A 20,045-nucleotide genomic window follows, 5' to 3' on the forward strand; every position below is an offset into this window, starting at 1 on the left:
CGAGTGCGCGGTGGCGGACCGCACCCACGCGGCGGAGCCGCCGGTCGGCACGGCCCCGCTCCCCACGGCCCGCTCCCGGCCGGCCCCGGCAGCTTCGGGCCCGCCGCAGTTCGGGGTCCGTTGCAGTCCGGGCTCCGCCGCAGTCCGGGCTCCGCCGCGGTTCGGGGTCCGCCGCGGTTCGGGGTCCGCCGCGCCTCAGGCCCGCCGCAGTTCGTGGCGCAGCGCGTCCAAGTCGGAGCCGCCCGCCATCTGCCGGGTCAGTTCGTCGAGCGTGATCTCGTCCCGTGTGTGGTTGCCCACCATCGCGCCACGTCGCAGCAGTACGAAACGATCGCCGACGAGGTACGCGTGATGCGGGTTGTGGGTGATCAGCACAACGCCCAAGCCCTCGTCGCGTGCCGCGGCCACATATTTGAGCACCACACCGGACTGCTTCACACCCAGTGCCGCCGTCGGCTCGTCCAGGACCAGGACCTTGGCGCCGAAATGGACCGCCCGGGCGATGGCCACGCACTGGCGTTCGCCGCCGGAGAGGGTGCCGATGGGCTGGTCGACGTCCCGGAGGTCGATCCCCATGCGCAGCAGGGCCTCGCGGGTGGTGCGGCGCATGAGGTCGATGTCGAGGCGCTTGAGGGGGCCGGAGCCCTTGCGGGGCTCGGAGCCCAGGAAGAAGTTGCGCCACACCGGCATGAGCGGGACGACCGCGAGGTCCTGGTAGACCGTGGCGATACCGCGGTCCAGGGCTTCGCGCGGGGAGGACAGGCGGGTCTCCACGCCGTCCAGGCGCAGCGTGCCGTCGTCGTGCCGGTGCAGGCCGGCGATGGTCTTGATCAGTGTCGACTTGCCGGCGCCGTTGTCGCCGAGGACACAGGTGATCTCCCCGGCGTGGACCTCCAGCGAGACACCTTCCAGGGCGCGGACGTTGCCGTAGTACTTGCTGACGTCGGTCAGCTCGACCAGCGCCGTACGCTCCGGCGCCCCCGGCGTCTCCGGCGTCTCCGGCGTCTCCGGCGTCTCCGGCGTCTCCGGCGTCTCCGGCGTCTCCGGCGTCTCCGGCGTTCCCAACGTCCCCACCGTCTCCGCCGTTTCTGCCGTCTTCGGCGTCCCTGCCGTCTCTGCCGTCCCTGCCGTCTCTGCCGTCCCTGCCGTCTCGGGCGTCTCCGTCATTTCGTCGCCTCCGCACGCTTGCGGACCCAGGCGTTCAGCAGGGTCGCGAGGAGCAGCATCGCTCCGAGGAAGAACTTGAACCAGTCGGGGTTCCACTCGGCGAAGACGATGCCCTTGCTGGTCATGCCGAACAGGAGCGCACCGACCGCCGAGCCGATCGCGCTGCCGTAGCCGCCGGTGATCAGGCAGCCGCCGATCACGGCCGCGATGATGTAGATCAGCTCGTTGCCGACGCCCTCGCCTGACTGGACGGCGTCGAAGGAGAAGAGCAGGTGCTGGCCGGAGATCCAGGCGCCGAGGGCGACGCCCATGTAGAGGCCGATCTTGGTCCTGGCGACCGGGACGCCGACTGCGCGGGCCGCCTCCTGGTTGCCGCCGACGGCGAAGATCCAGTTGCCGACGCGGGTGCGCAGCAGGATCCAGGAGGCGAGGGCGACCAGGCCCAGCCACCACAGGATGGTGACCTTGAAGTCGACGCCGCCGACGGTGAGGGTCGAGGCGAACACGTCGCGGGCGCTGCTGAAGCCCTCCATGTCGGCGATCGTCTTGGTGGAGACCGTGCCGTCGATCAGCTTGGTGAAACCGAGGTTCATGCCGGTCAGCATCAGGAAGGTACCGAGGGTGACGATGAAGCTCGGCAGCTTGGTGCGGGTGAGCATGAAGCCGTTGAAGGCGCCGATCGCCAGGGTGACCAGCAGGGACACTCCCACGCCGACCCAGGTGTTGGCCGTCGTCTGGTAGCTGAACATCGAGGAGACCAGCGCAGAGGAGGTCACCAGGACGCCCGCCGACAGGTCGAACTCGCCGCCGATCATCAGCAGGGCCACGGGTACGGCCATGATGCCGATGGTCGAGGAGGCGTACAGGACGGTGCTGAGGCTGGAGGCGCGCAGGAACCCCTCGGCGGCGACGGCGAAGAAGACGAAGACCGCGAGCGCGCCGACGACCGAGCCCAGTTCCGGGCGCGAGAGCAGCTTCCGCAGCGGCGAGGTCTGCAGAATCCTTTCATCAACCGCCGCGCTCATCGGGTGCCCCGCTCGGTGTACTCCGCCAGCGCGGACGCCTGGTCCTTGGTGATGATCTGCGGGCCGGTCAGCACCGGCTTGCCGCCGCCGAGGACGTCGCTGTTGTACTTGTACAGCCACAGCAGGTCGATCGCCTGGTACCCCTGCAGATACGGCTGCTGGTCCACGGCGAAGCCGAGGGTGCCGTCCTTCAGCTCGGCGGCCACCTTGGCGTTGAGGTCGAAGGTGTCGATCTCGGCCTTGCCGCCCGCGTCCGACCTCGCCTTCACGGCGGTGTCGGCGTACGGGGCGCCCAGCGTGACCACGGCGTCGAGGGACGTGTCGGCCTGGAGCTTGGCCTCGATCGCCGACTGCACGTCGGGCATGTTGGTGCCGTTGACGTAGAGCTTGCGCAGGGTGCCGTGGAAGGTCTTGGCGACGCCGTCACAGCGCTGCTCGTGGCCGACGTTGCCCTGTTCGTGCAGGACGCACAGGGCCTTCTTCTTCCCGCGCTTGTTCAGCTCCTCGCCCACTGCCTCACCGGCGATGGTCTCGTCCTGGCCGATGTGGGTGAGGGCGCCGAAGGCCTTGGACCGGGCCGAACCGGAGTTGACGGTGATCACCGGGATGCCGGCCCTCTCGGCGCGGGCCAGGGCGGCCTTCATGGCGTCCGGCTTGGCGAGGGTGACGATGATGCCGTCGACCTTCTTGTCCACCGCGGCGTCCACCAGCTGCGCCTGCTGCTGGGCCTCGTCGTCGTGCGAGTAGAGGAACTTGATGTTGTCCTTGAGGGCGGCCTGCCTGGCACCGCTCTGCACGATGTCCCAGAAGGTGTCGCCGTCTCCCGAGTGGGTGATCATCGCGAAGGTCCAGCGGGGCGTGTTCACCGCCGCCCTGCCCTGGGCCGCGGCGGCCTTGCGGGCATCCTCGGCCCGCTTGCCGCCGGTGCTGCTGCAGCCCGCCAGGGACACGGAGAGTGCCCCCGCCAGCGCTATGCCTACCCAGGTCCGAAACCGTGCCACGAGGCCGTGCCCTTCTTGCTGTGCTTCTGCCTGCTCCGACGTGCGTAAGGGGCGGGCGATCTCAACGTCGGCACGTCCCGGCGGCGACCTCACCAACCCCAAACGCTTCAGTATCGAACACGGGCAACGCACCTGACGCAGCCGGGGGCCGGGACGCCGGTCACATTGTCCGGACATTGCGACGAACACGTGCGGGTCCCGAGGCGGTACGAGCGCGCAGACATCCGAACCCTGTCCAAGGGGCCGGACGCCCAGCCTGTCGGCAACCGATGGTCTCTGACGCACGGTCGGCTTCCGGGGGTTCCAGCTCTGCCGGGTTGCATTCCCGGTCGCCGAAGCAGCCCCCTCGGCAGGTGCCTCCACTGGATCTCGGCGTGCAGCACGTACCGCTGATGCCATGGCACACCATGCGGTGTCGCTACCGCAGGCTCCCGAATTGTGGCGGCCACCGACGGGAGGCAGTGTGGTCTCGAGACCGGTCGGGCGAGGCGGAACACGCACGACCCGTCACATGTGCGGGCTGCGGCCTGCCCTTGTCACGGAGCGGGTCGTGTGAGTCGGGAACAGGCGGAATGGATCACCGCTGAGCGAGTGCGTCGGTATACCGGTCCGGAATGCGACGGCCGACGCAGGATCATCCGTTCGGGGCTGGCCTACGGAGGTGCGGTGCATGTCGGAGAAGAACCCGGAGCACGGGACAACCGAGGTCTCTCTGCCGCCCGAAGTCAAGCTGCTGCAGGAGGTCACCCCTCCCTTCTTTCCCGAAGGCGGTTCGGGAATGACCATTCTCGTCGAGTGGCCCCCTGGTCACCCCGGGCTCCCTCCGCATCGCCACTCGGGCCCGTCGTTCGGCTACGTCATGGAGGGCGCGCTCCGGTTCGAACTCGAGGGCGAGCCGGAGCGTGTCGTCGAGGCCGGTGAGACCTTCTGGGAGCCGGGCGGTGACGTGATCCACTACCAGGACGGCAACGCACTCCCTGACGCACCGACCAAGTTCGTGGTGACCATGCTGTGCGCGCCGGGCCGGCCGATGCTCACGGTGGTGGACGAGGAGGAGCTGCGGGAACGGGCGCACCTGCGCGCCCCACGCCCCTCCGCAGGCTGACCTGCGAGATCGACGGTGAGGCGTAAGCGCCCTGCACACCGGCTGCCTGCCGCGTGGGCGGGGCTTCGCCTCATGCGGCTTTCGCAGCGAACAGGCGGTCACCGGCCTCCAGCGGTCGAGTGCCCCGTCTCCGCCGGAGAGAGCACCACCGACGTGCAACACGGACGAGTCGATGGGCACCAGCGTCGCCACGGACGTTCTCCCCAGTGCAGTGCCCGGGGCGGGGGAGCCAGACGGTGGGGGATCCCACCCCAATAGTTGAACACGAGATTGTATTGAATGATACTATCTCGCTAGTAACGACGGTGGCGGTACCGGGCGAACGAGGAGCCGGATGATCATGGATGTCTACGATGCGGTCACGAGCCGACGAGCGGTGCGCGACTTCACCGGCCGGGATATTCCGAGAGAAACACTGGAGCGCGTGACGTCCACCGCAGCATGGGCGCCGTCCGCGTCGAACCTCCAGCCGTGGCACACCTACATGGTGACCGGCGCGCCGCTGGCCGAGATCAAGAAGCGCGCCGGCGAGCGTCTCGCCTCAGGCGACCTGTGGGACGAACCTGAGTACGAGCAGTACCCAACGGCACTGAAGTCCCCCTACCTCGAGCGCCGATCCGCCTTCGGCGAGCAGCGCTACGGCTCACTGGGCATCGCTCGTGAGGACTGGGAGGCGCGCCAGCGGGCCGCCTCTGCGAACTGGGACTGTTTCGGCGCTCCCGCCGCCCTGTTCTGCTACATCGACCGCGACATGGGCCGGCCCCAATGGTCCGACGTCGGCATGTATCTGCAGACCGTCATGCTGCTGCTCCGCGCCGAAGGACTGCACAGCTGTCCACAGATGGCCTGGGCGAAGTTCCACAAGACCGTTGCGGAGGTCCTGGCACCCCCGGACGAACTCGTCCTCTTCTGCGGCATGTCGATCGGGTTCGCAGACACCACGGCACATGCCGCCCGTACCGGCCGGGCCCCGCTCGACGAGACGGTCACCTTCGTCGACGGCCTCTGACCGGAGCCCGCAGCCCTCCTCGGCCGATCGAGGCGCATGTTGCCGCACCCACAAAATGCACCATATGTCATATTTGCCCAAATGATCACGAGAAGAGGCACCTGATGAAGATCGCAGTCATCGGCGGTACCGGGCTGATCGGATCGCAGGTCGTCACAGACCTGAACGCCGCCGGGCACGAGGCGGTACCCCACTCGAAGTCCACCGGGATCGACGTCATCAGCGGACAGGGTCTGGACGACGCCGTGGCGGGCGCCGACGTCGTCGTCAACCTCACGAATTCCCCGACCTTCGACGACGCCTCGCTCGGCTTCTTCCAGACGTCGATGGACAACCTGCTGGCCTCGGCCCACAGGGGCGGCGTCGGTCACTTCGTCATCCTCTCCATCGTCGGCGTGGACCGGGTACCGGAGCTGGACTACTACCGGGCCAAGGTGCTCCAGGAGCAGATCCTCGCGGCCGGGCCGGTCCCCTACTCGATCGTCCGGGCGACTCAGTTCATGGACTTCATGGACGCCGTCCTGTCCTGGACCGCCGACGGTGACACCGTCCGGCTGCCCGCCACGCCGATCCAGCCGATCGCCTCCAAGGACGTGGCCCGGGCGGTGGCGGAGGTCGCCGCCGGCACCCCGGTGAACGGCATCCACAACATCGCCGGCCCCGAGGTCTTCCCCCTGGACGAGCTGGGCCGGATCACCCTGTCCCACAAGGGCGACCACCGCACCGTCGTCACCGACCCCACCGCCGGCATGTTCGCGGCCGTCAAGGGCGACGTCCTCACCGACAAGAACGCCCACCTCGCCCCCACCCGCTACACCGACTGGCTCTCCTCCTGACCCGCTCGCACCCTGCGAGGTGTGGGGACCGCGAAGAGCCGGTGCGCCCATGCCCGACCACGAGTGGTCACGGAGCAGATGACGGAGGAGGTGGCTGGTCCTGGAGGTCTATGAGGCGGTCACGAGCCGACGAGCGGTTCGTGGATTCACCGACCGGGATGTCCCGAGGGCTGTGCTGGAGCGCGTGCTCTCCGCCGCGGCCTGGGCGCCGTCCGGATCGAACCTCCAGCCGTGGCGCATCTACGTGCTGACCGGCCGGCCGCCGGCCGAACTCAAGAGGCGCGCCGGCGAGCGCGTGGCCGCGGGCGACCCCTGGGACGAGCGGGAGTACGAGATGTACCCGGCCGCACTGAAGTCCCCGTACCACGAGCGCCGGTCCGCCTTCGGCCATGAGCGCTACAGTGCCCTCGGCATTGCGCGCGAGGACTGGGAGGCGCGCCAGAGGGCCGCTTCCGCGAACCGGGACTGTTTCGGCGCGCCCGCCGTCCTGTTCTGCTACATCGACCGCATTCGTCGAAGACCAGGACGGGTGTCACGGCTGTGCGAGCAGGGCTTCAAGGCCGTACGAGCAGCTGGAACTCGAAGGAGTAGCGGGTGGGACGGTAGGTGTGGTCGCCGAACTCGACCGCGCGTCCGGTGTCGTCGAAGGTGGTGCGCTGCATGGTGAGCAGCGGGGCACCCTCCGCCTCGGCGAGGCGCTCGGCCTCGGCGGTCGTGGCACCGCGGGCGCCGATGGACTGGCGGGCGCTGTGCAGGGTGATCCCGGCGGAGCGCATCAGCCGGTACAGGCCGGTGGCCTCCAGCTGGCCGGTGTCCAGGTCGAGCAGACCGGGCGGCAGGTGGTTGATCAGATAGGCCATGGGCTCGCCGTGCGCGAGGCGGAGCCGCTCCACCCGGTGCACGTCACTGCCCTCGGCCACGGCGAGCGCGGCGGCCACCTCGGCCGAGGCCGGGACGACGGAGTTGACCAGGACCTTCGTCGCGGGACGCTGGCCGGCCGCCTCCAGGTCGTCGTAGAGACTGCTCAGCTCCAGCGGGCGCTTGACCTGGCTGTGCACGACCTGGGTGCCGACGCCCCGGCGGCGGACCAGGAGCCCCTTGTCGACCAGCGACTGGATGGCCTGGCGGACGGTCGGCCGGGAGAGGCCGAGCCGCGCGGCCAGCTCGATCTCGTTGCCCAGCAGGCTGCCGGGGGTGAGACCGCCGTGCTCGATGGCGGCCTCCAGCTGCTGGGACAGCTGGAAGTACAACGGCACCGGGGAGCTACGGTCCACATGGAGATCGAGCGACACGGTCGGGTCCACATCAGGTTTCGGCACGGGCCCGAGCGTAGCCCCGTGATCGGTTGACGGGAAGTCGTGTAGTCCGATTGTCCGGACATACGCATTGACAGCGCCCCGGGTGCGCCCTCACTTTGTTTCCATGCGCATCGGCGTCATCGGTACGGGCCGTATCGGCACCCTCCACGCGAGCACGCTCAGCCGTCACCGCGAGGTCGGCTCCCTGATCCTGACGGACGTGGATCCGGTGCGAGCCCAGGGCCTAGCGCACCGGCTGGGCGAGACGGCGGCGCCCGGGGTGGACGAGGTCTTCAGGTGGGGCGTGGACGCGGTGGTGATCACGGCGGCGACGGCGGCCCACGCCGAGCTGATCGGCCGGGCGGCCCGCTCGGGCCTGCCGGTCTTCTGCGAGAAGCCGATCGCCCTGGACCTCCCGGGCACGCTGCAGGCGCTCGCCGAGGTCGAGAACGCCGGGACGGTGCTGCAGATGGGGTTCCAGCGGCGGTTCGACGCGGGCTACGCCGGCGCCCGGGAGGCGGTGCGCGCCGGACGGCTCGGCCGCCTGCACACCGTGCGGGCCATGACCTGCGACCAGTCCCCTCCCCCGGCGGACTGGCTGCCGCTGTCCGGCGGGCTGTTCCGGGACACGCTGATCCACGACTTCGACGTGCTGCGCTGGGTGACCGGCCGCGAGGTGCTCGACGTGTACGCCGCCGGCTCCGACCGCGGTCCCGCGATGTTCCGCGAGGCCGGTGACGTCGACACGGGCGCGGCGCTGCTCACGCTGGACGACGGCGTGCTGGCCGCGGCGACGGCGACCCGGCTGAACGGCGCCGGCTACGACGTCCGCATGGAACTGGCCGGCGAGCGGGACACGGTCGTGGTGGGGCTGGACGACCGTACGCCGGTCGCCTCCACCGAGCCGAGCGGTCCGCCGCCCGCGGACAAGCCGTGGCCGGGGTTCGTGGAGCGGTTCGGGCCCGCGTACGAGGCCGAACTGGCCGCCTTCGTGGAGGTGGTGCGCGGCGAGCGGCCCAACCCGTGCGACGGTCACGAGGCGTTGCAGGCGCTGCGGATCGCCGAGGCCTGCGAGGTCTCCCGCCGGGAGCGGCGCCCGGTGACCCTGACGGAGATCGCGGACCGCACCCAGCCGTCGTAGGACAGGGGCACGGCCGCGACGAGCGGGTCCCCGGCCGCCATGGGTGGGGTAACGGCCGGCACGGGTAGGGCCCCGGCCGGCACGGGTAGGGCCCCGCGCCGTCGTAGGGCCGGGCGCGGAGGTCGCAAGGTCGGATACGGATCTCGCGGGACCCGGCGCGGATGTCGCAGGACCCGGGCGCGGACGTGGCGGGCTGGATGCGGGCGTCGTAGGGCCCAGGCGCGGCGGTCGGATCCGCCGCAGGCAGACCCGCCGTCGCCCTCAAGCCCGCCGTCGCCGTCAGACCCGCCTTCACCCGCTGGCCCGTCGTCGCCCTCAGACCCGCCGTCGCCCGCTGGCCCGCCTTCGCCCGCTGGCCCGCCTTCGCCCGCTGGCCCGCCGTCGCCGTCAGGCCCGCCGTCGCCATGATGCGAGGCGCCGTACGCGGTTTGTGGCTGTTCGGCCGGCTCGGGTGGTCACCAGCGCACCGGGAGGTTTCTCACTCCGCGCATGAGCAGGCCCGGCAGCCACTCCCCCGGCTCGCCGTCCAGGGCGAGGCCGGGGGCGCGCTCCAGCAGCGTGCCGATCGCGACACGGCCTTCGAGGCGGGCCAGGGGTGCTCCCAGGCAGTAGTGGATGCCATGGCCGAAGGCGAGGTGCCCGCGGCCGTCGCGGCGGATGTCGAAGCGGTCCGGAGCGGCGTAGCGGGCGCCGTCACGCTGGGCGGCGCTGAGACCGACCAGCACGTCCTCGCCCCGCCCGATCGCCGTACCGGCGATCTCGAGGTCCTCGGCGGCGTACCGGTACGTGGCGTTCTCCACCGGGCCCTCGTAGCGCAGCATCTCCTCGATGGCGCCGTCCATGAGGCTCATGTCGGCGCGCAGCGCGGCCAGTTGGCCGGGATGGGCGAGGAGGGCGAGGACGCCGTTGCCGATGAGGTTGACGGTGGTCTCGTGGCCGGCGATGAGCAGCAGGTAGGCCATCCCGCGCAGTTCCTGCGCGGAGAGCCGGTCGCCGTCCTCGGCGGTGGTCCGGATCAGGTCGCTGAGCAGGTCGTCGGTCGGCCCAGCGGACCGCTTGTCCTCGATCAGCCCGGTGAGGTACTCGGCGAGGCGGACGACCGCCGCCTGCTCGGAGTCGGGGTCGGTCGGCGCGACCACCTCCGTGGAGATCTTGCGGAACTCGGTGCGGTCCATCTCTGGGACGCCGAGCAGCTCGCAGATGACCGTGAGGGGCAACGGATAGGCGAGGGAGTCGATGAGGTCGGCGCGGCCGTGCGGCAGCATCTCGTCGAGCAGTTCGTCGGTGATCCGCTGGATCCGCGGCCGCAGTCGCTCGACCCGCCGCATGGTGAAAGCGCGCGCCACGAGGCTGCGCAGGCGCGTGTGCTGCGGCTGGTCTGCGACCAGCAGATACTTGCCGATCAGCTGCTCGTCCAGGGGCACGACACCGACCTTGGCGCTGTCCTTGGCCAGCCGGTGGTCGGCGAGGGCGGCCCGCGCCTCCTCGTATCCCACGACGAGCCAGGTCTCCCAGACGCCGCCCGGCGTGGCGAACCGGACCCGGTGGACGGGACCCTGCTCACGCAGCCGCGCGTACACCGGGTGCGGGTCCTTGCGGAGCGCCTCGCCGGACTCCGTCAGGTCGATCACTCGTTCCATGTCTTCCCTCCCCGTACAGACTCCCCCGAGGTCCCCGGCAGCGGCCGGTACCCGGACAACGCCTACGGCGTCCGGCTAGTGCCCCTCGTCGCCGTCTTTTCTCGACGATCTCGATGTCCTCGGCGCCGCCCGTCACCAGGGCGAGTCCGGCCCGGACATTCGGCGGTCCGGCGCCGCGACGGGACGGCCTTCGGCGGCACGGAACCCGCCCCGCGGCCGATGTGGGGGGAGGCCGCGGGGCGAGAGTCGAGCGGTGGAACGCGTACGGGAACTTCTCAGCAGCCGAAGTCGATCAGGTCGAACGAGGCGTAGTGGTCGGAGGTGTAGTAGTCCTCCTGGGTCTCCTCACCGGTGACGACGCGCCGCGCGCCGCGGTCGGAGGAGCCGGGGGTCTTCACCGTGTACTCGTGGTAGTAGCCGTTGGACTGCTGGGGCAGGACGCCTTCCCGGTTCTGGAAGACCACTCCGTCCTGCGGGTACGGGTAGGGGCCGCCCCGGTCGATGAGGTCCAGGGTGTCGTGGGCCTGTGCGGGCAGGGCGCCGTAGCAGATGCTGCCGACCGATGCGGTCGTGGCGTCCGCAGTGGCGGCGGAGACGGTGCCGCCCACGAGGAGGGCGGAGAGCACGGCGCCGGCGGCGCCGATTCGGGTGATCCGTGGGGGGAATCTCATGGCCTCATGATGACGCGCGTAGACGTTGGCATGTCAACGACAAGGTTGAAGAGTTTTCCATCAAGCGCACGGAATTTTCACGCCGTCAACCTTCTGCACGGCGCCCTCACACGGTGCCCACGAACAGGACGGGCGGGTCCGTGTGCCAGGCGCGACGGTGGGCCGGCGCGCCGGGTGCGGCGATCGAGGACACAGGGGTGCGGGTCTCCCGGTCTCCGAAGGGGTGCGGAGACGTCGGCGGCTCGCAGGGGGCGATCACCGTACCGGCGGCGACGGTCTTCGGCCGGACGCGTCCCGGAGCATGGGATCAGGCCTCTTCGGGCTCCGTCGGTTCAGCCGGCGTGGGTGGAGAACAGCCCGCCGGTCGGGCCCTGCTTGTCGCCGCCCTGGGCCTTCTTCAGGGCGTTGGCGAGGCTCTCGATGGTGAGGGACTGCAGGATCACCCGGCCGTTGCCCTCCAGGGTGGCCAGGGACAGGCCCTCACCGCCGAACACGGCGTTCATGATCCCCTGGCGGTTGAGGCCGCCGACGCGCTGGACGCCGTAGCGGACGCCCTCCTCGAAGGCGACGACACAGCCCGTGTCGACCTCGATGCGGCCGCCGAAGTCCGCCGGGTTCAGGTCGATGAAGTTGCCCGCGCCGGCGATGATCACGGTGCCGTGCCCGGTGAACTTCTCCAGGACGAAGCCCTCGCCGCCGCTCATGCCGGTGCGGCCGCCGGTGAAGGCGATGCCGAAGTCGACGGTGGACTCGGCGGCCACGAAGGCGTCCTTCTCCGCGAACCACGCGCGCGTGCCGTCGAGCTCCAGTGCGCGCATCTCGCCGGGGAGCACGCCCGCGAAACCGACCGTGCCCTCGCCGCTCTGGGCGGTGAAGTACTGGAATGCCAGGGACTCGCCGGCGAGCATGCGCTGGCCGGCCTGCATGGCGGTGCCCATGGCCTGGCGCAGCAGGCCGCCCATGCCACCGGCCGAGCCGCCCTGCTGCTGACCGCCGCCGTTCGACGGACCGGACAGCCGGGTCTCCATGGTCACGTTCGTGGTCTTGAACAGGAACTTTCCGGCCTCGCAGTACACGGTCTGGCCGGGGTGCAGGTTGACGACCGCCATCTGCATGGCGTTGCCGACGATCTCTTGCTGAAGGGTCACGTGGGTAGGAACGCCGGAGACGGAGGGAAGAGTTCCAGGAACGCGGAACGGGACCGGAGGAGTGACGCGCGGAGCGCCCCGGTGCTGTCCAGGCCGGGGGCGCTCCACGCGGGCGTGGGGGCGGTGGATCAGCCGCCGAGCTCCTGGTGCCGGGCGGCGAGCCGGGTCGCGCCCTCCTCGGTCAGGGAGCCGAACAGGCGCAGGCGGGAGATGCCGCCGTCGGGGAAGATGTCGACCCGCGCGTGCGTGCCGACGGCCGGCTGGGGCAGCACGAACCGGTGGTTGGTGTCGGGCTGGAGGCGGGTGCGCGGCAGGATCTCGGTCCAGTCGCCGTTCTCCCCGTCCTTGACGGAGACCGAGGCCCAGCCGGCGCTGTTGCCCTTCAGATAGGCGGTGTCGATCTCGACGGCGCGGATCTGGGACTGGGACACCAGCTGGTAGCGGATCCAGTCGTTGCCCTGGTCACGGCGGCGGCGGGTCTCCCAGCCGTCGTCCATCTTGCGGGAGCGGCCCGGCTGGATGGTGTTGGTGGCCGGGGAGTAGAAGCGGTTCGAGGCGTCCTCGACCTGTCCGCCGTTCTCCAGGGCGACCACGTCGAAGGTGCCGAGCACGCCCAGCCACTTCGGGTCGGGCACGACCTCGCCGTGGACGCGCAGGCGGGCGATGCCGCCGTCGGGGTGCTGGTTGACGCGCAGGTGGGTGAAGCGCTGCTCGACGGTGACCTCGAAGCCGTTGGCCGCATGGCCGCCGACCGGAGTGCGCGGGACGAGGGTCGTCCACTTCACGTCGTCCGAGAGCAGTTCCTCCGGGGAGGCCGAACCGGCTACGGAGGTGGCCTCGACCGAGACCGCCTGCGGGTAGTTGCCGCGGAAGTGGGCCGTGTCGACGACGATCCCGCGGATCACGCCGGGCGCGCCGAGCCGGACCAGCGCCCAGTCGTGGTCGTCCGCGGTCGGCCAGGGGTGGCCGGCCGAGGCGCCGCGCCTGCGGCGGGTCTCCCAGCCGTCCATGACCTTGCCCTTGTGCCCGAAGTGCTCGGGGTCGAACTCGGCCGGCCCGGCGACCAGCAGGTTCTCCCGCTGGGCGAAGAACTCGTCGTTGGCGGCGATGACACCGGCGCCGAGCTGCCGGTCGGCGAGGTCGGCGTACTGGGTGAACGGGAAGTCGGCGGTGCGGTAGTCCGCGTACGGGTCGCCGCCTCCGTAGGGGTTCGCGTCGCCGGTGAAGCTGGGTATCGCCGTCACGGTGATCAGGGGTTCCTTTCGGGACTCGGCGGGATGCGGGTGCGGGGGGTGGCTCACTCGGGGCGGCTGAGCAGCGTGCCCTTCGGCTCGGTGAACCGGCCGTCGGCTACGATCCGCTCGCCGCGCAGCCAGGTGGACTTCACCACGCCGTACAGGGTCTTCCCGGCGTACGCGGTGACCCTGTTGCGGTGCTGGAGACCGGCCGGGTCGACGGTGAAGGTCTCGTCGGGGGCGAGGACGGCGAAGTCGGCGTCCCGGCCGGCCTCGATGGCCCCCTTCTGCCCGAGGCCCACCAGGGCGGCGGTCCGCTCGGACATCCACCGGACGACGTCCTCGAGCCCGTACCCGCGCTTGCGGGCCTCCGTCCACACGGCGGGCAGGCTCAGCTGGAGGCCTGATATGCCGCCCCACGCGGTGGCGAAGTCGGCGGTCTTCAGATCGGCGGTGGAGGGCGAGTGGTCGGTGACGACGCAGTCGATGGTGCCGTCGGCGAGGGCCTCCCAGAGCAGGTCCTGGTTGGCGGCCTCGCGGATGGGCGGGCAGCACTTGAACTCGCTGGCGCCGTCCGGGACCTCCTCGGCCGTGAGGGTGAGGTAGTGCGGACAGGTCTCCACGGTGACGCGGACGCCCTCGGCGCGGGCGGCGCGGATCAGCGGCAGCGCGTCGCTGGAGGACAGGTGGAGCACGTGCACGCGCGCGTTCAGCCGGCGGGCCTGCGCGATGAGGCCGGCGATCGCCGTGTCCTCGGCGTCCCGCGGGCGGGAGGCGAGGAAGTCGGCGTACCTGGGGCCGCCGTGCTGCGGGGCGGCCGCGAGGTGGTGCGGGTCCTCGGCGTGCACGATCAGCAGCCCGTCGAACCCGGCCGTCTCCGCCAGGGACCGGGCGAGCCGGTCCTGGTCGAGGTGCGGGAACTCGTCCACGCCGGACGGGGACAGGAAGGCCTTGAAGCCGAAGACCCCGGCGTCGTGCAGCGGGCGCAGGTCCTTGACGTTGTCGGGCAGGGCGCCGCCCCAGAAGCCGACGTCGATGTGCGCCTTGTCGCGGGCCACGTCCTGCTTGATCCGCAGGTTCTCCACCGTGGTCGTCGGCGGCAGGGAGTTGAGCGGCATGTCGACGAGCGTGGTGATGCCGCCGGCCGCCGCGGAGCGGGTGGCGGTCCAGAAGCCCTCCCACTCGGTGCGGCCCGGGTCGTTGACGTGTACGTGGGTGTCGACCAGCCCGGGCAGCACGACGTGGTCGCCGACGTCCTCCAGCCGCGCGGCGGCCGGGACCTCGGTGTCGTACGGCAGCACGGCCGTGATCCTCCCGGCGGCCACGGCGACCGCGGCGGCCCGCGTACCTTCGGGAGTGATGACGCGCGTCGAGCGCAGCACCAGTTCAGCGTCGGACACCCGAACCCCTCTCTGTACCGCCGTTTTACGCCCCGGAAACGGGATTCTCATCACGGAGCGGAATTCAACGTTCTGTTGAAGGAGTGTTCACTCCCGCTCCACCGCCGTCAAGAGGCACACCCCCCAGCGGCCCTCCGAGCCCCGCACTCTGGACGTTTCCACAAAGCGGAATTAGAATTCCAGCAAGCAGAACGTAGCTACGTACCAGCGGGGAGTCAACCGACTGCCGGGTAGGCTGCTGCTCTTCCTGCCAGCCCCGAAAGGAACGTGCCGTGCCGACGTCCAGCGCCAGCACCACCGACTCCGCCAAGTCCTCCAACGGGGGCGGGGTCCAGTCCCTCGAGCGCGCCTTCGATCTGCTCGAGCGGATGGCGGACGCGGGCGGCGAGGTCGGCCTCAGCGAGCTGTCCGCGACCAGCGGCCTGCCGCTGCCCACCATTCACCGGCTGATGCGCACCCTGGTGGCCTGCGGGTACGTGCGCCAGCAGCCGAACCGGCGGTACGCGCTCGGACCGCGGCTGATCCGGCTCGGGGAATCCGCGTCCCGGCTGCTCGGCACGTGGGCGCGGCCGTACCTCGCACGTCTGGTGGAGGAGACCGGCGAGACGGCGAACATGGCGCTGCTGGACGGCGACGAGATCGTCTACGTGGCGCAGGTGCCGTCCAAGCACTCGATGCGCATGTTCACGGAGGTGGGGCGCCGGGTGCTGCCGCACTCCACCGGGGTGGGCAAGGCGCTGCTGGCGAGCGTGCCCGACGAGGAGGTGCGTGCGCTGCTGTCCCGTACGGGGATGCCGGCGGCCACGGACAAGACCATCACGACGCCCGAGGGCTTCCTGGCGGCGCTGGCGGACGTACGGCGTGCCGGTTACGCGATCGACGACAACGAGCAGGAGATCGGCGTGCGGTGCCTGGCGGTGTCCGTGCCGGAGTCCCCCACGGCGGCGGCGATCTCGATCTCGGGGCCTGCGGGCCGGGTGACGGAGGCGGCGACCGAGAAGATCGTGCCGATGCTGCAGCAGGTCGCCCGTGAGCTGTCGCAGGCACTGGCGAGTTCGGGCGCGTGAGGGTCCCTGCCGGGGCGTGAGCGCCCCTGAGCCGGGGGGCGGTGCGGGCCTTTGCCTGCCGGACGGGTACGGGCAGCGAGAGCCCGGGATCGCCCGGCTACCCGGGCGTCAGGGCTGCTCAGGGGGCTGACCGAAGAGGTCCACCGCGTCACGGACGTCGCGCAGGCCTCTCGCCAGGGCGCTGACCGAGCCGATCGCGCCCGCGATCAGTAACAGGGACCTGCGCAGGCGCGGGATCTCCGGGGCCCCGCCGGCGGCCATCGCGGCCAGGGCCGCCAGCTCGTCCTCGGCTATGGCCCGGTCGGGGAACTCCGCCGGAAGCGCCGCGAGCCCACGACGCAGCCGGGCCACCGCGGTCCGCAGTTCCGCCACCCTCGGATCCTCGTCGCTGCCGGTCACCGGCCTCTGCCCCAGACTCCGCAACACAGCCCTCCCCCTAGCCTCGCCGTCGTGCGCGGGTCAGTAAACGCCACCCCGAGCGGGACCGCCACAGCGCGGACCGAAATTCAGCCCAAGGGAATCGGCACCGGAAATCCGGACGCTTGTGCCGTCGTCGGGTATGCAGGACCCATGACCGACAACCAGGATCATCAGGCGGATGTCGCCGGGCTGCTGCTCGCCGCCGGCGGTGGCAGACGGCTCGGCGGACGGCCCAAGGCGCTGCTCGAACACCGGGGGCGGCCGCTGGTCGAACACGCCGTCGGCGTGCTGCGCGCGGCCGGATGCGGCCGGATCCACGTCGTCCTGGGCGCCAGGTCGGAGGAGGTGCGCGAGCGCGCCGAACTGGGCGGCTGCGTACTCGTGGACAACCCGCGGTGGGCCGAGGGCATGGGTTCGTCCCTGCGCGCCGGGCTCGCCTCGCTCGCCGGCACGGGCGTGCGCGCGGCCCTGGTGAGCCTGGTCGACCAGCCCGGCATCGGGGCCGCCGCGGTGACCCGGGTACTCGGCGCGTACATGGGCGAGAACTCGCTGGTGTCCGCCGCTTACGACGGCATACGCGGACATCCGGTGCTCTTCGGCGCGGCCCACTGGCCGGGCATCGCGGCGACTGCCACCGGGGACCGGGGGGCACGCGCCTACCTGAAGGAGCACGCGGCGGCGATCCGGCTCGTGGAGTGCGCGGACGTGGCCGAGCCGTACGACATCGACACCGAGGCCGACCTGAGCCACCTTGAGTGAACGGGGTGGCACTCGGCGCCACCTTGCCTCGACCCAGAGAATCTCGACATCAACAAACCATTGAGATTCCACAATGAGGAAACTACTATCCACTGTTCAGAAGCGCCTGACCGCACAGCCGGCGCTGTTCGCCCCTGTTCGTGCCACTTGGCACCCGGTGCCACCGCTGAAGGAAGTGACAGCTCATGTCCGCACCAGCGCCGTCCCCGCTGGCCATCGTCGACGCCGAGCCCCTGCCCCGGCAGGAAGAGGTCCTCACGGACGCCGCGCTCGCCTTCGTGGCGGAGCTGCACCGGCGGTTCACCCCGCGCCGTGACGAACTCCTCGCCCGCCGGGCCGAGCGCCGCGCCGAGATCGCTCGCACCTCCACGCTCGACTTCCTTCCCGAGACGGCCGCCGTCCGCGCGGACGACTCCTGGAAGGTCGCCCCGGCCCCGGCCGCGCTGAACGACCGGCGCGTCGAGATCACCGGCCCCACCGACCGCAAGATGACCATCAACGCGCTCAACTCGGGCGCGAAGGTCTGGCTCGCCGACTTCGAGGACGCCTCCGCGCCCACCTGGGAGAACGTGATCCTCGGCCAGGCCAACCTGACCGACGCCTACACCCGGAACATCGACTTCACCGACGAGCGCACGGGCAAGTCCTACGCCCTGCGCCCGGCCGAGGAGCTGGCGACCGTCGTCATGCGGCCGCGGGGTTGGCACCTGAACGAACGCCACCTCGTCGACGCCGACGGCCGCCCGGTGCCGGGCGCCCTCGTCGACTTCGGCCTGTACTTCTTCCACAACGCCCAGCGGCTGCTCGACCTCGGCAAGGGTCCGTACTTCTACCTGCCGAAGACCGAGTCGCACCTCGAGGCCCGCCTGTGGAACGAGGTGTTCGTCTTCGCGCAGGACTACGTCGGCATCCCGCAGGGCACGGTCCGCGCCACCGTGCTGATCGAGACGATCACGGCCGCGTACGAGATGGAGGAGATCCTCTACGAACTGCGCGACCACGCCGCGGGCCTGAACGCCGGCCGCTGGGACTACCTGTTCTCCATCGTGAAGAACTTCCGCGACGGCGGGGCGAAGTTCGTCCTCCCGGACCGCAACGCGGTGACCATGACCGCCCCGTTCATGCGGGCGTACACCGAACTCCTCGTCCGCACCTGCCACAAGCGCGGCGCCCACGCGATCGGCGGCATGGCGGCCTTCATCCCGTCGCGCAAGGACGCCGAGGTCAACAAGGTGGCCTTCGAGAAGGTCCGCGCCGACAAGGACCGTGAGGCGAACGACGGTTTCGACGGCTCCTGGGTCGCCCACCCCGACCTGGTGCCGATCGCCATGGAGTCCTTCGACCGGGTCCTCGGTGACAGGCCCAACCAGAAGGACCGGCTGCGCGAGGACGTGCACGTCGAGGCCGCCGACCTGATCGCGATCGACTCGCTGGACGCCCGGCCGACGTACAACGGTCTGGTCAACGCCGTCCAGGTCGGCATCCGTTACATCGAGGCCTGGCTGCGCGGGCTCGGCGCGGTCGCCATCTTCAACCTGATGGAGGACGCGGCCACCGCGGAGATCTCCCGCTCCCAGATCTGGCAGTGGATCAACGCGGGCGTCGAGTTCGAGAACGGTGACAAGGCCACGCCGGAGCTGGCCCGCAAGGTCGCCGCCGAGGAACTGGACACGATCCGCAAGGAGATCGGCGAGCAGGCCTTCGCCGCCGGCCACTGGCAGGAGGCGCACGACCTGCTGCTGCGGGTGTCCCTCGACGAGGACTACGCCGACTTCCTCACCCTGCCGGCGTACGAGCAGCTCGGCCGCTGACCCTCAGGAGCGCTCGGGCGATCCGTCCGGGCGCTCGGACCGTTCCGAGTGGCCCAGGGGCTTCCCCGGGGCCACTCGGTCGCGTACGAGGCGCTTGACCGCCGTCGGCTCCGGAAATCCCTGCTCGCGGCGGTCCCAGACCACCTCGTCGTTCACCCGGACGACGAAGACGCCGCCGGTACCGGGCTTGAGCGCCAGCTCGGTCAGCTCGGCCTCGAAGGTGGTCAGCAGCTCCTGCGCCAGCCAGGCCGCGCGGGGCAGCCAGCGGCACTGGGTGCAGTATTCGATCTGGACCCGTCGCACTTCCGCTGCTTCCGTCATCCCAGGTGCACCGACCAATCCTGTTCCGCCGCCGGCTTGCCGTGCAGGTCGGGGACCGCTTTCAGCCAGTCCGGGCGGCCCGCTCGTGTCTTCGCCGCGCGGGCGGCCTCCTCGGCCGCCAGCTCCTCGCGGCTCGGGAAGTCGGTGGGCAGCCACTCGGGTGAGAGCCGGAGGCGGGCCAGCAGGTGCGCCACGTACGCGTCCCTGACGTCGTCGGGGGTGGCGAAGGCGGCGTCCTCGGCCAGCCAGGCGTCCGGCACCTCCGCCAGGATCCCCCGCAGCAGCCCCTCCGTCACCCGGGGGGCCAGTTCGGCGTCGGCCGCCCGGACATCGGGGCCGTAGTGGCCGAGGGCGTGATGCCGGAAGTCGTACCTCTTGCCGGGGGTCGTGGTGTCCCAGCGGTGGTGGAAGACGAGCGCCGCGCCGTGGTCGATGAGCCACAGCCGCGGCGGCACGGTGCCGAGCGTGGGCCAGACCATCAGGTTGGAGCTGTGCACCGTACGGTCCACGTTGACGGTCAGCGCGTCCAGCCAGACGATCCGTCCCGCCTCCAGCGGGTCCACCGGGAAGACCTTCGCGATGTCCGGGGTGAAGTCCCGTGCGCCCGGCAGATGGTCCATGCCGAGGTTCAGCCCCGCGCTCGCGGCGTGCAGGTCCCGCACCTCCTGGTGCGGCTCCTCGGCGGCGACGGCCGGATCGAAGTGGACGAGGACCAGTTTGGGGAAGCGCAGGCCGAGCGCGCGGGCCAGTTCGCCGACGATCACCTCGGCGACCAGCGCCTTGTGCCCCTGCGCCGAACCGGTGAACTTCACGACGTACGTGCCGAGGTCGTCGGCCTCGACAAGTCCCGGCAGCGAGCCCCCTTCGCGCAGGGGCTCGACGTAACGGGTCGCGGTGACCTCTTTCAGCATTTCGAAGGCCATCCGTCTCTTCAGCCTTGCAACACGAGAACCATGCCGGAGGGGCGCGGCAGCCGTCGGGCGTGAAGTGA

At 70.8% G+C, this 20,045-nt stretch carries 19 protein-coding genes and 1 pseudogene; 8 read left to right on the forward strand and 12 right to left on the reverse strand.

Features of this window, described 5'->3' with window-relative positions:
- Window positions 1-195 precede the first annotated feature (195 nt).
- The 3 genes from ACGFT2_RS21045 to ACGFT2_RS21055 all read right to left on the reverse strand — a co-directional run bounded on the left by ACGFT2_RS21045 (window position 196) and on the right by ACGFT2_RS21055 (window position 3,193).
- Window positions 196-960 (reverse strand): ATP-binding cassette domain-containing protein, encoded by a 765-nt coding sequence (locus ACGFT2_RS21045; RefSeq protein WP_393280958.1) that lies wholly within the window; start codon window positions 958-960, stop codon window positions 196-198.
- Between the two features lie 203 nt (window positions 961-1,163).
- Window positions 1,164-2,192 carry an ABC transporter permease gene (locus ACGFT2_RS21050; RefSeq protein WP_393280363.1) on the reverse strand — a complete coding sequence of 343 codons (1,029 nt, stop codon included), beginning with the start codon at window positions 2,190-2,192 and terminating at the stop codon, window positions 1,164-1,166.
- Window positions 2,189-3,193 (reverse strand): sugar ABC transporter substrate-binding protein, encoded by a 1,005-nt coding sequence (locus ACGFT2_RS21055; RefSeq protein WP_393280365.1) that lies wholly within the window; start codon window positions 3,191-3,193, stop codon window positions 2,189-2,191. Before ACGFT2_RS21055 ends, ACGFT2_RS21050 begins: the two co-directional genes overlap by 4 nt.
- A 670-nt stretch (window positions 3,194-3,863) precedes the next feature.
- Between ACGFT2_RS21055 and ACGFT2_RS21060 the strand changes: the two genes are divergently transcribed.
- The 4 genes and pseudogenes from ACGFT2_RS21060 to ACGFT2_RS21075 form a co-directional block, all read left to right on the forward strand.
- Window positions 3,864-4,298, forward strand: coding sequence for a cupin domain-containing protein (locus tag ACGFT2_RS21060; protein ID WP_393280368.1), 435 nt, complete (start codon window positions 3,864-3,866; stop codon window positions 4,296-4,298).
- Window positions 4,299-4,638: 340 nt separating this feature from the next.
- Entirely contained in the window at window positions 4,639-5,307 is a 669-nt protein-coding gene (locus ACGFT2_RS21065) for a nitroreductase (protein ID WP_393280370.1), read from the forward strand.
- A 104-nt stretch (window positions 5,308-5,411) separates the two neighbouring features.
- The gene (locus ACGFT2_RS21070) at window positions 5,412-6,143 is read left to right on the forward strand and encodes an SDR family oxidoreductase (protein WP_393280373.1); all 732 of its coding nucleotides are present in this window, start codon (window positions 5,412-5,414) and stop codon (window positions 6,141-6,143) included.
- A gap of 100 nt (window positions 6,144-6,243) precedes the next feature.
- Window positions 6,244-6,651, forward strand: a pseudogene (locus ACGFT2_RS21075) (nitroreductase family protein); the annotation flags it as partial.
- Window positions 6,652-6,697: 46 nt separating this feature from the next.
- On the opposite strand, the gene ACGFT2_RS21080 reads toward ACGFT2_RS21075, so the two are convergent.
- A complete protein-coding gene (locus tag ACGFT2_RS21080; protein WP_393280961.1) occupies window positions 6,698-7,435 on the reverse strand; it encodes a GntR family transcriptional regulator in 738 nt (245 codons plus the stop codon).
- A gap of 130 nt (window positions 7,436-7,565) precedes the next feature.
- Between ACGFT2_RS21080 and ACGFT2_RS21085 the strand changes: the two genes are divergently transcribed.
- Window positions 7,566-8,582 (forward strand): Gfo/Idh/MocA family oxidoreductase, encoded by a 1,017-nt coding sequence (locus tag ACGFT2_RS21085; RefSeq protein WP_393280375.1) that lies wholly within the window; start codon window positions 7,566-7,568, stop codon window positions 8,580-8,582.
- A 455-nt stretch (window positions 8,583-9,037) separates the two neighbouring features.
- Here ACGFT2_RS21085 and ACGFT2_RS21090 read toward each other — a convergent pair whose 3' ends face one another.
- From ACGFT2_RS21090 to allB, 5 genes are all read right to left on the reverse strand, one after another.
- Window positions 9,038-10,222 carry a cytochrome P450 gene (locus ACGFT2_RS21090; RefSeq protein ID WP_393280377.1) on the reverse strand — a complete coding sequence of 395 codons (1,185 nt, stop codon included), beginning with the start codon at window positions 10,220-10,222 and terminating at the stop codon, window positions 9,038-9,040.
- A gap of 275 nt (window positions 10,223-10,497) precedes the next feature.
- On the reverse strand, window positions 10,498-10,893 hold the full coding sequence (locus tag ACGFT2_RS21095) for a ribonuclease domain-containing protein (RefSeq protein WP_393280380.1): 396 nt from the start codon (window positions 10,891-10,893) through the stop codon (window positions 10,498-10,500).
- 332 nt (window positions 10,894-11,225) lie between these two features.
- On the reverse strand, window positions 11,226-12,041 hold the full coding sequence (locus ACGFT2_RS21100) for an AIM24 family protein (protein ID WP_393280383.1): 816 nt from the start codon (window positions 12,039-12,041) through the stop codon (window positions 11,226-11,228).
- A 128-nt stretch (window positions 12,042-12,169) separates the two neighbouring features.
- Complete coding sequence (gene alc / locus ACGFT2_RS21105) at window positions 12,170-13,285, reverse strand: allantoicase (RefSeq protein ID WP_393280386.1); 1,116 nt, start codon at window positions 13,283-13,285, stop codon at window positions 12,170-12,172.
- 53 nt (window positions 13,286-13,338) lie between these two features.
- On the reverse strand, window positions 13,339-14,676 hold the full coding sequence (allB, locus tag ACGFT2_RS21110) for an allantoinase AllB (protein WP_393280388.1): 1,338 nt from the start codon (window positions 14,674-14,676) through the stop codon (window positions 13,339-13,341).
- A gap of 272 nt (window positions 14,677-14,948) precedes the next feature.
- Between allB and ACGFT2_RS21115 the strand changes: the two genes are divergently transcribed.
- Window positions 14,949-15,743, forward strand: coding sequence for an IclR family transcriptional regulator (locus ACGFT2_RS21115; RefSeq protein WP_393280391.1), 795 nt, complete (start codon window positions 14,949-14,951; stop codon window positions 15,741-15,743).
- Window positions 15,744-15,851: 108 nt separating this feature from the next.
- Here the strand turns inward: ACGFT2_RS21115 and ACGFT2_RS21120 are convergent, their stop codons facing one another.
- Window positions 15,852-16,169 carry a DUF5955 family protein gene (locus tag ACGFT2_RS21120; RefSeq protein ID WP_393280393.1) on the reverse strand — a complete coding sequence of 106 codons (318 nt, stop codon included), beginning with the start codon at window positions 16,167-16,169 and terminating at the stop codon, window positions 15,852-15,854.
- A 144-nt stretch (window positions 16,170-16,313) separates the two neighbouring features.
- Here ACGFT2_RS21120 and ACGFT2_RS21125 point away from each other — a divergent pair, with 144 nt between their 5' ends.
- Together ACGFT2_RS21125 and aceB are read left to right on the forward strand one after the other, a co-directional pair.
- Complete coding sequence (locus tag ACGFT2_RS21125; protein ID WP_393280396.1) at window positions 16,314-16,922, forward strand: NTP transferase domain-containing protein; 609 nt, start codon at window positions 16,314-16,316, stop codon at window positions 16,920-16,922.
- 185 nt (window positions 16,923-17,107) lie between these two features.
- Complete coding sequence (gene aceB / locus ACGFT2_RS21130) at window positions 17,108-18,733, forward strand: malate synthase A (RefSeq protein ID WP_393280398.1); 1,626 nt, start codon at window positions 17,108-17,110, stop codon at window positions 18,731-18,733.
- Between the two features lie 3 nt (window positions 18,734-18,736).
- Here the strand turns inward: aceB and ACGFT2_RS21135 are convergent, their stop codons facing one another.
- Window positions 18,737-19,054, reverse strand: a complete 318-nt coding sequence (locus ACGFT2_RS21135; protein ID WP_393280401.1) for a SelT/SelW/SelH family protein — start codon at window positions 19,052-19,054, stop codon at window positions 18,737-18,739.
- Entirely contained in the window at window positions 19,051-19,965 is a 915-nt protein-coding gene (locus ACGFT2_RS21140) for a HipA family kinase (RefSeq protein WP_393280965.1), read from the reverse strand. Before ACGFT2_RS21140 ends, ACGFT2_RS21135 begins: the two co-directional genes overlap by 4 nt.
- Between the last annotated feature and the right edge of the window lie 80 nt (window positions 19,966-20,045).

The sequence above is a fragment of the Streptomyces sp. NPDC048514 genome, from assembly GCF_043199955.1.
Lineage (GTDB): Bacteria > Actinomycetota > Actinomycetes > Streptomycetales > Streptomycetaceae > Streptomyces.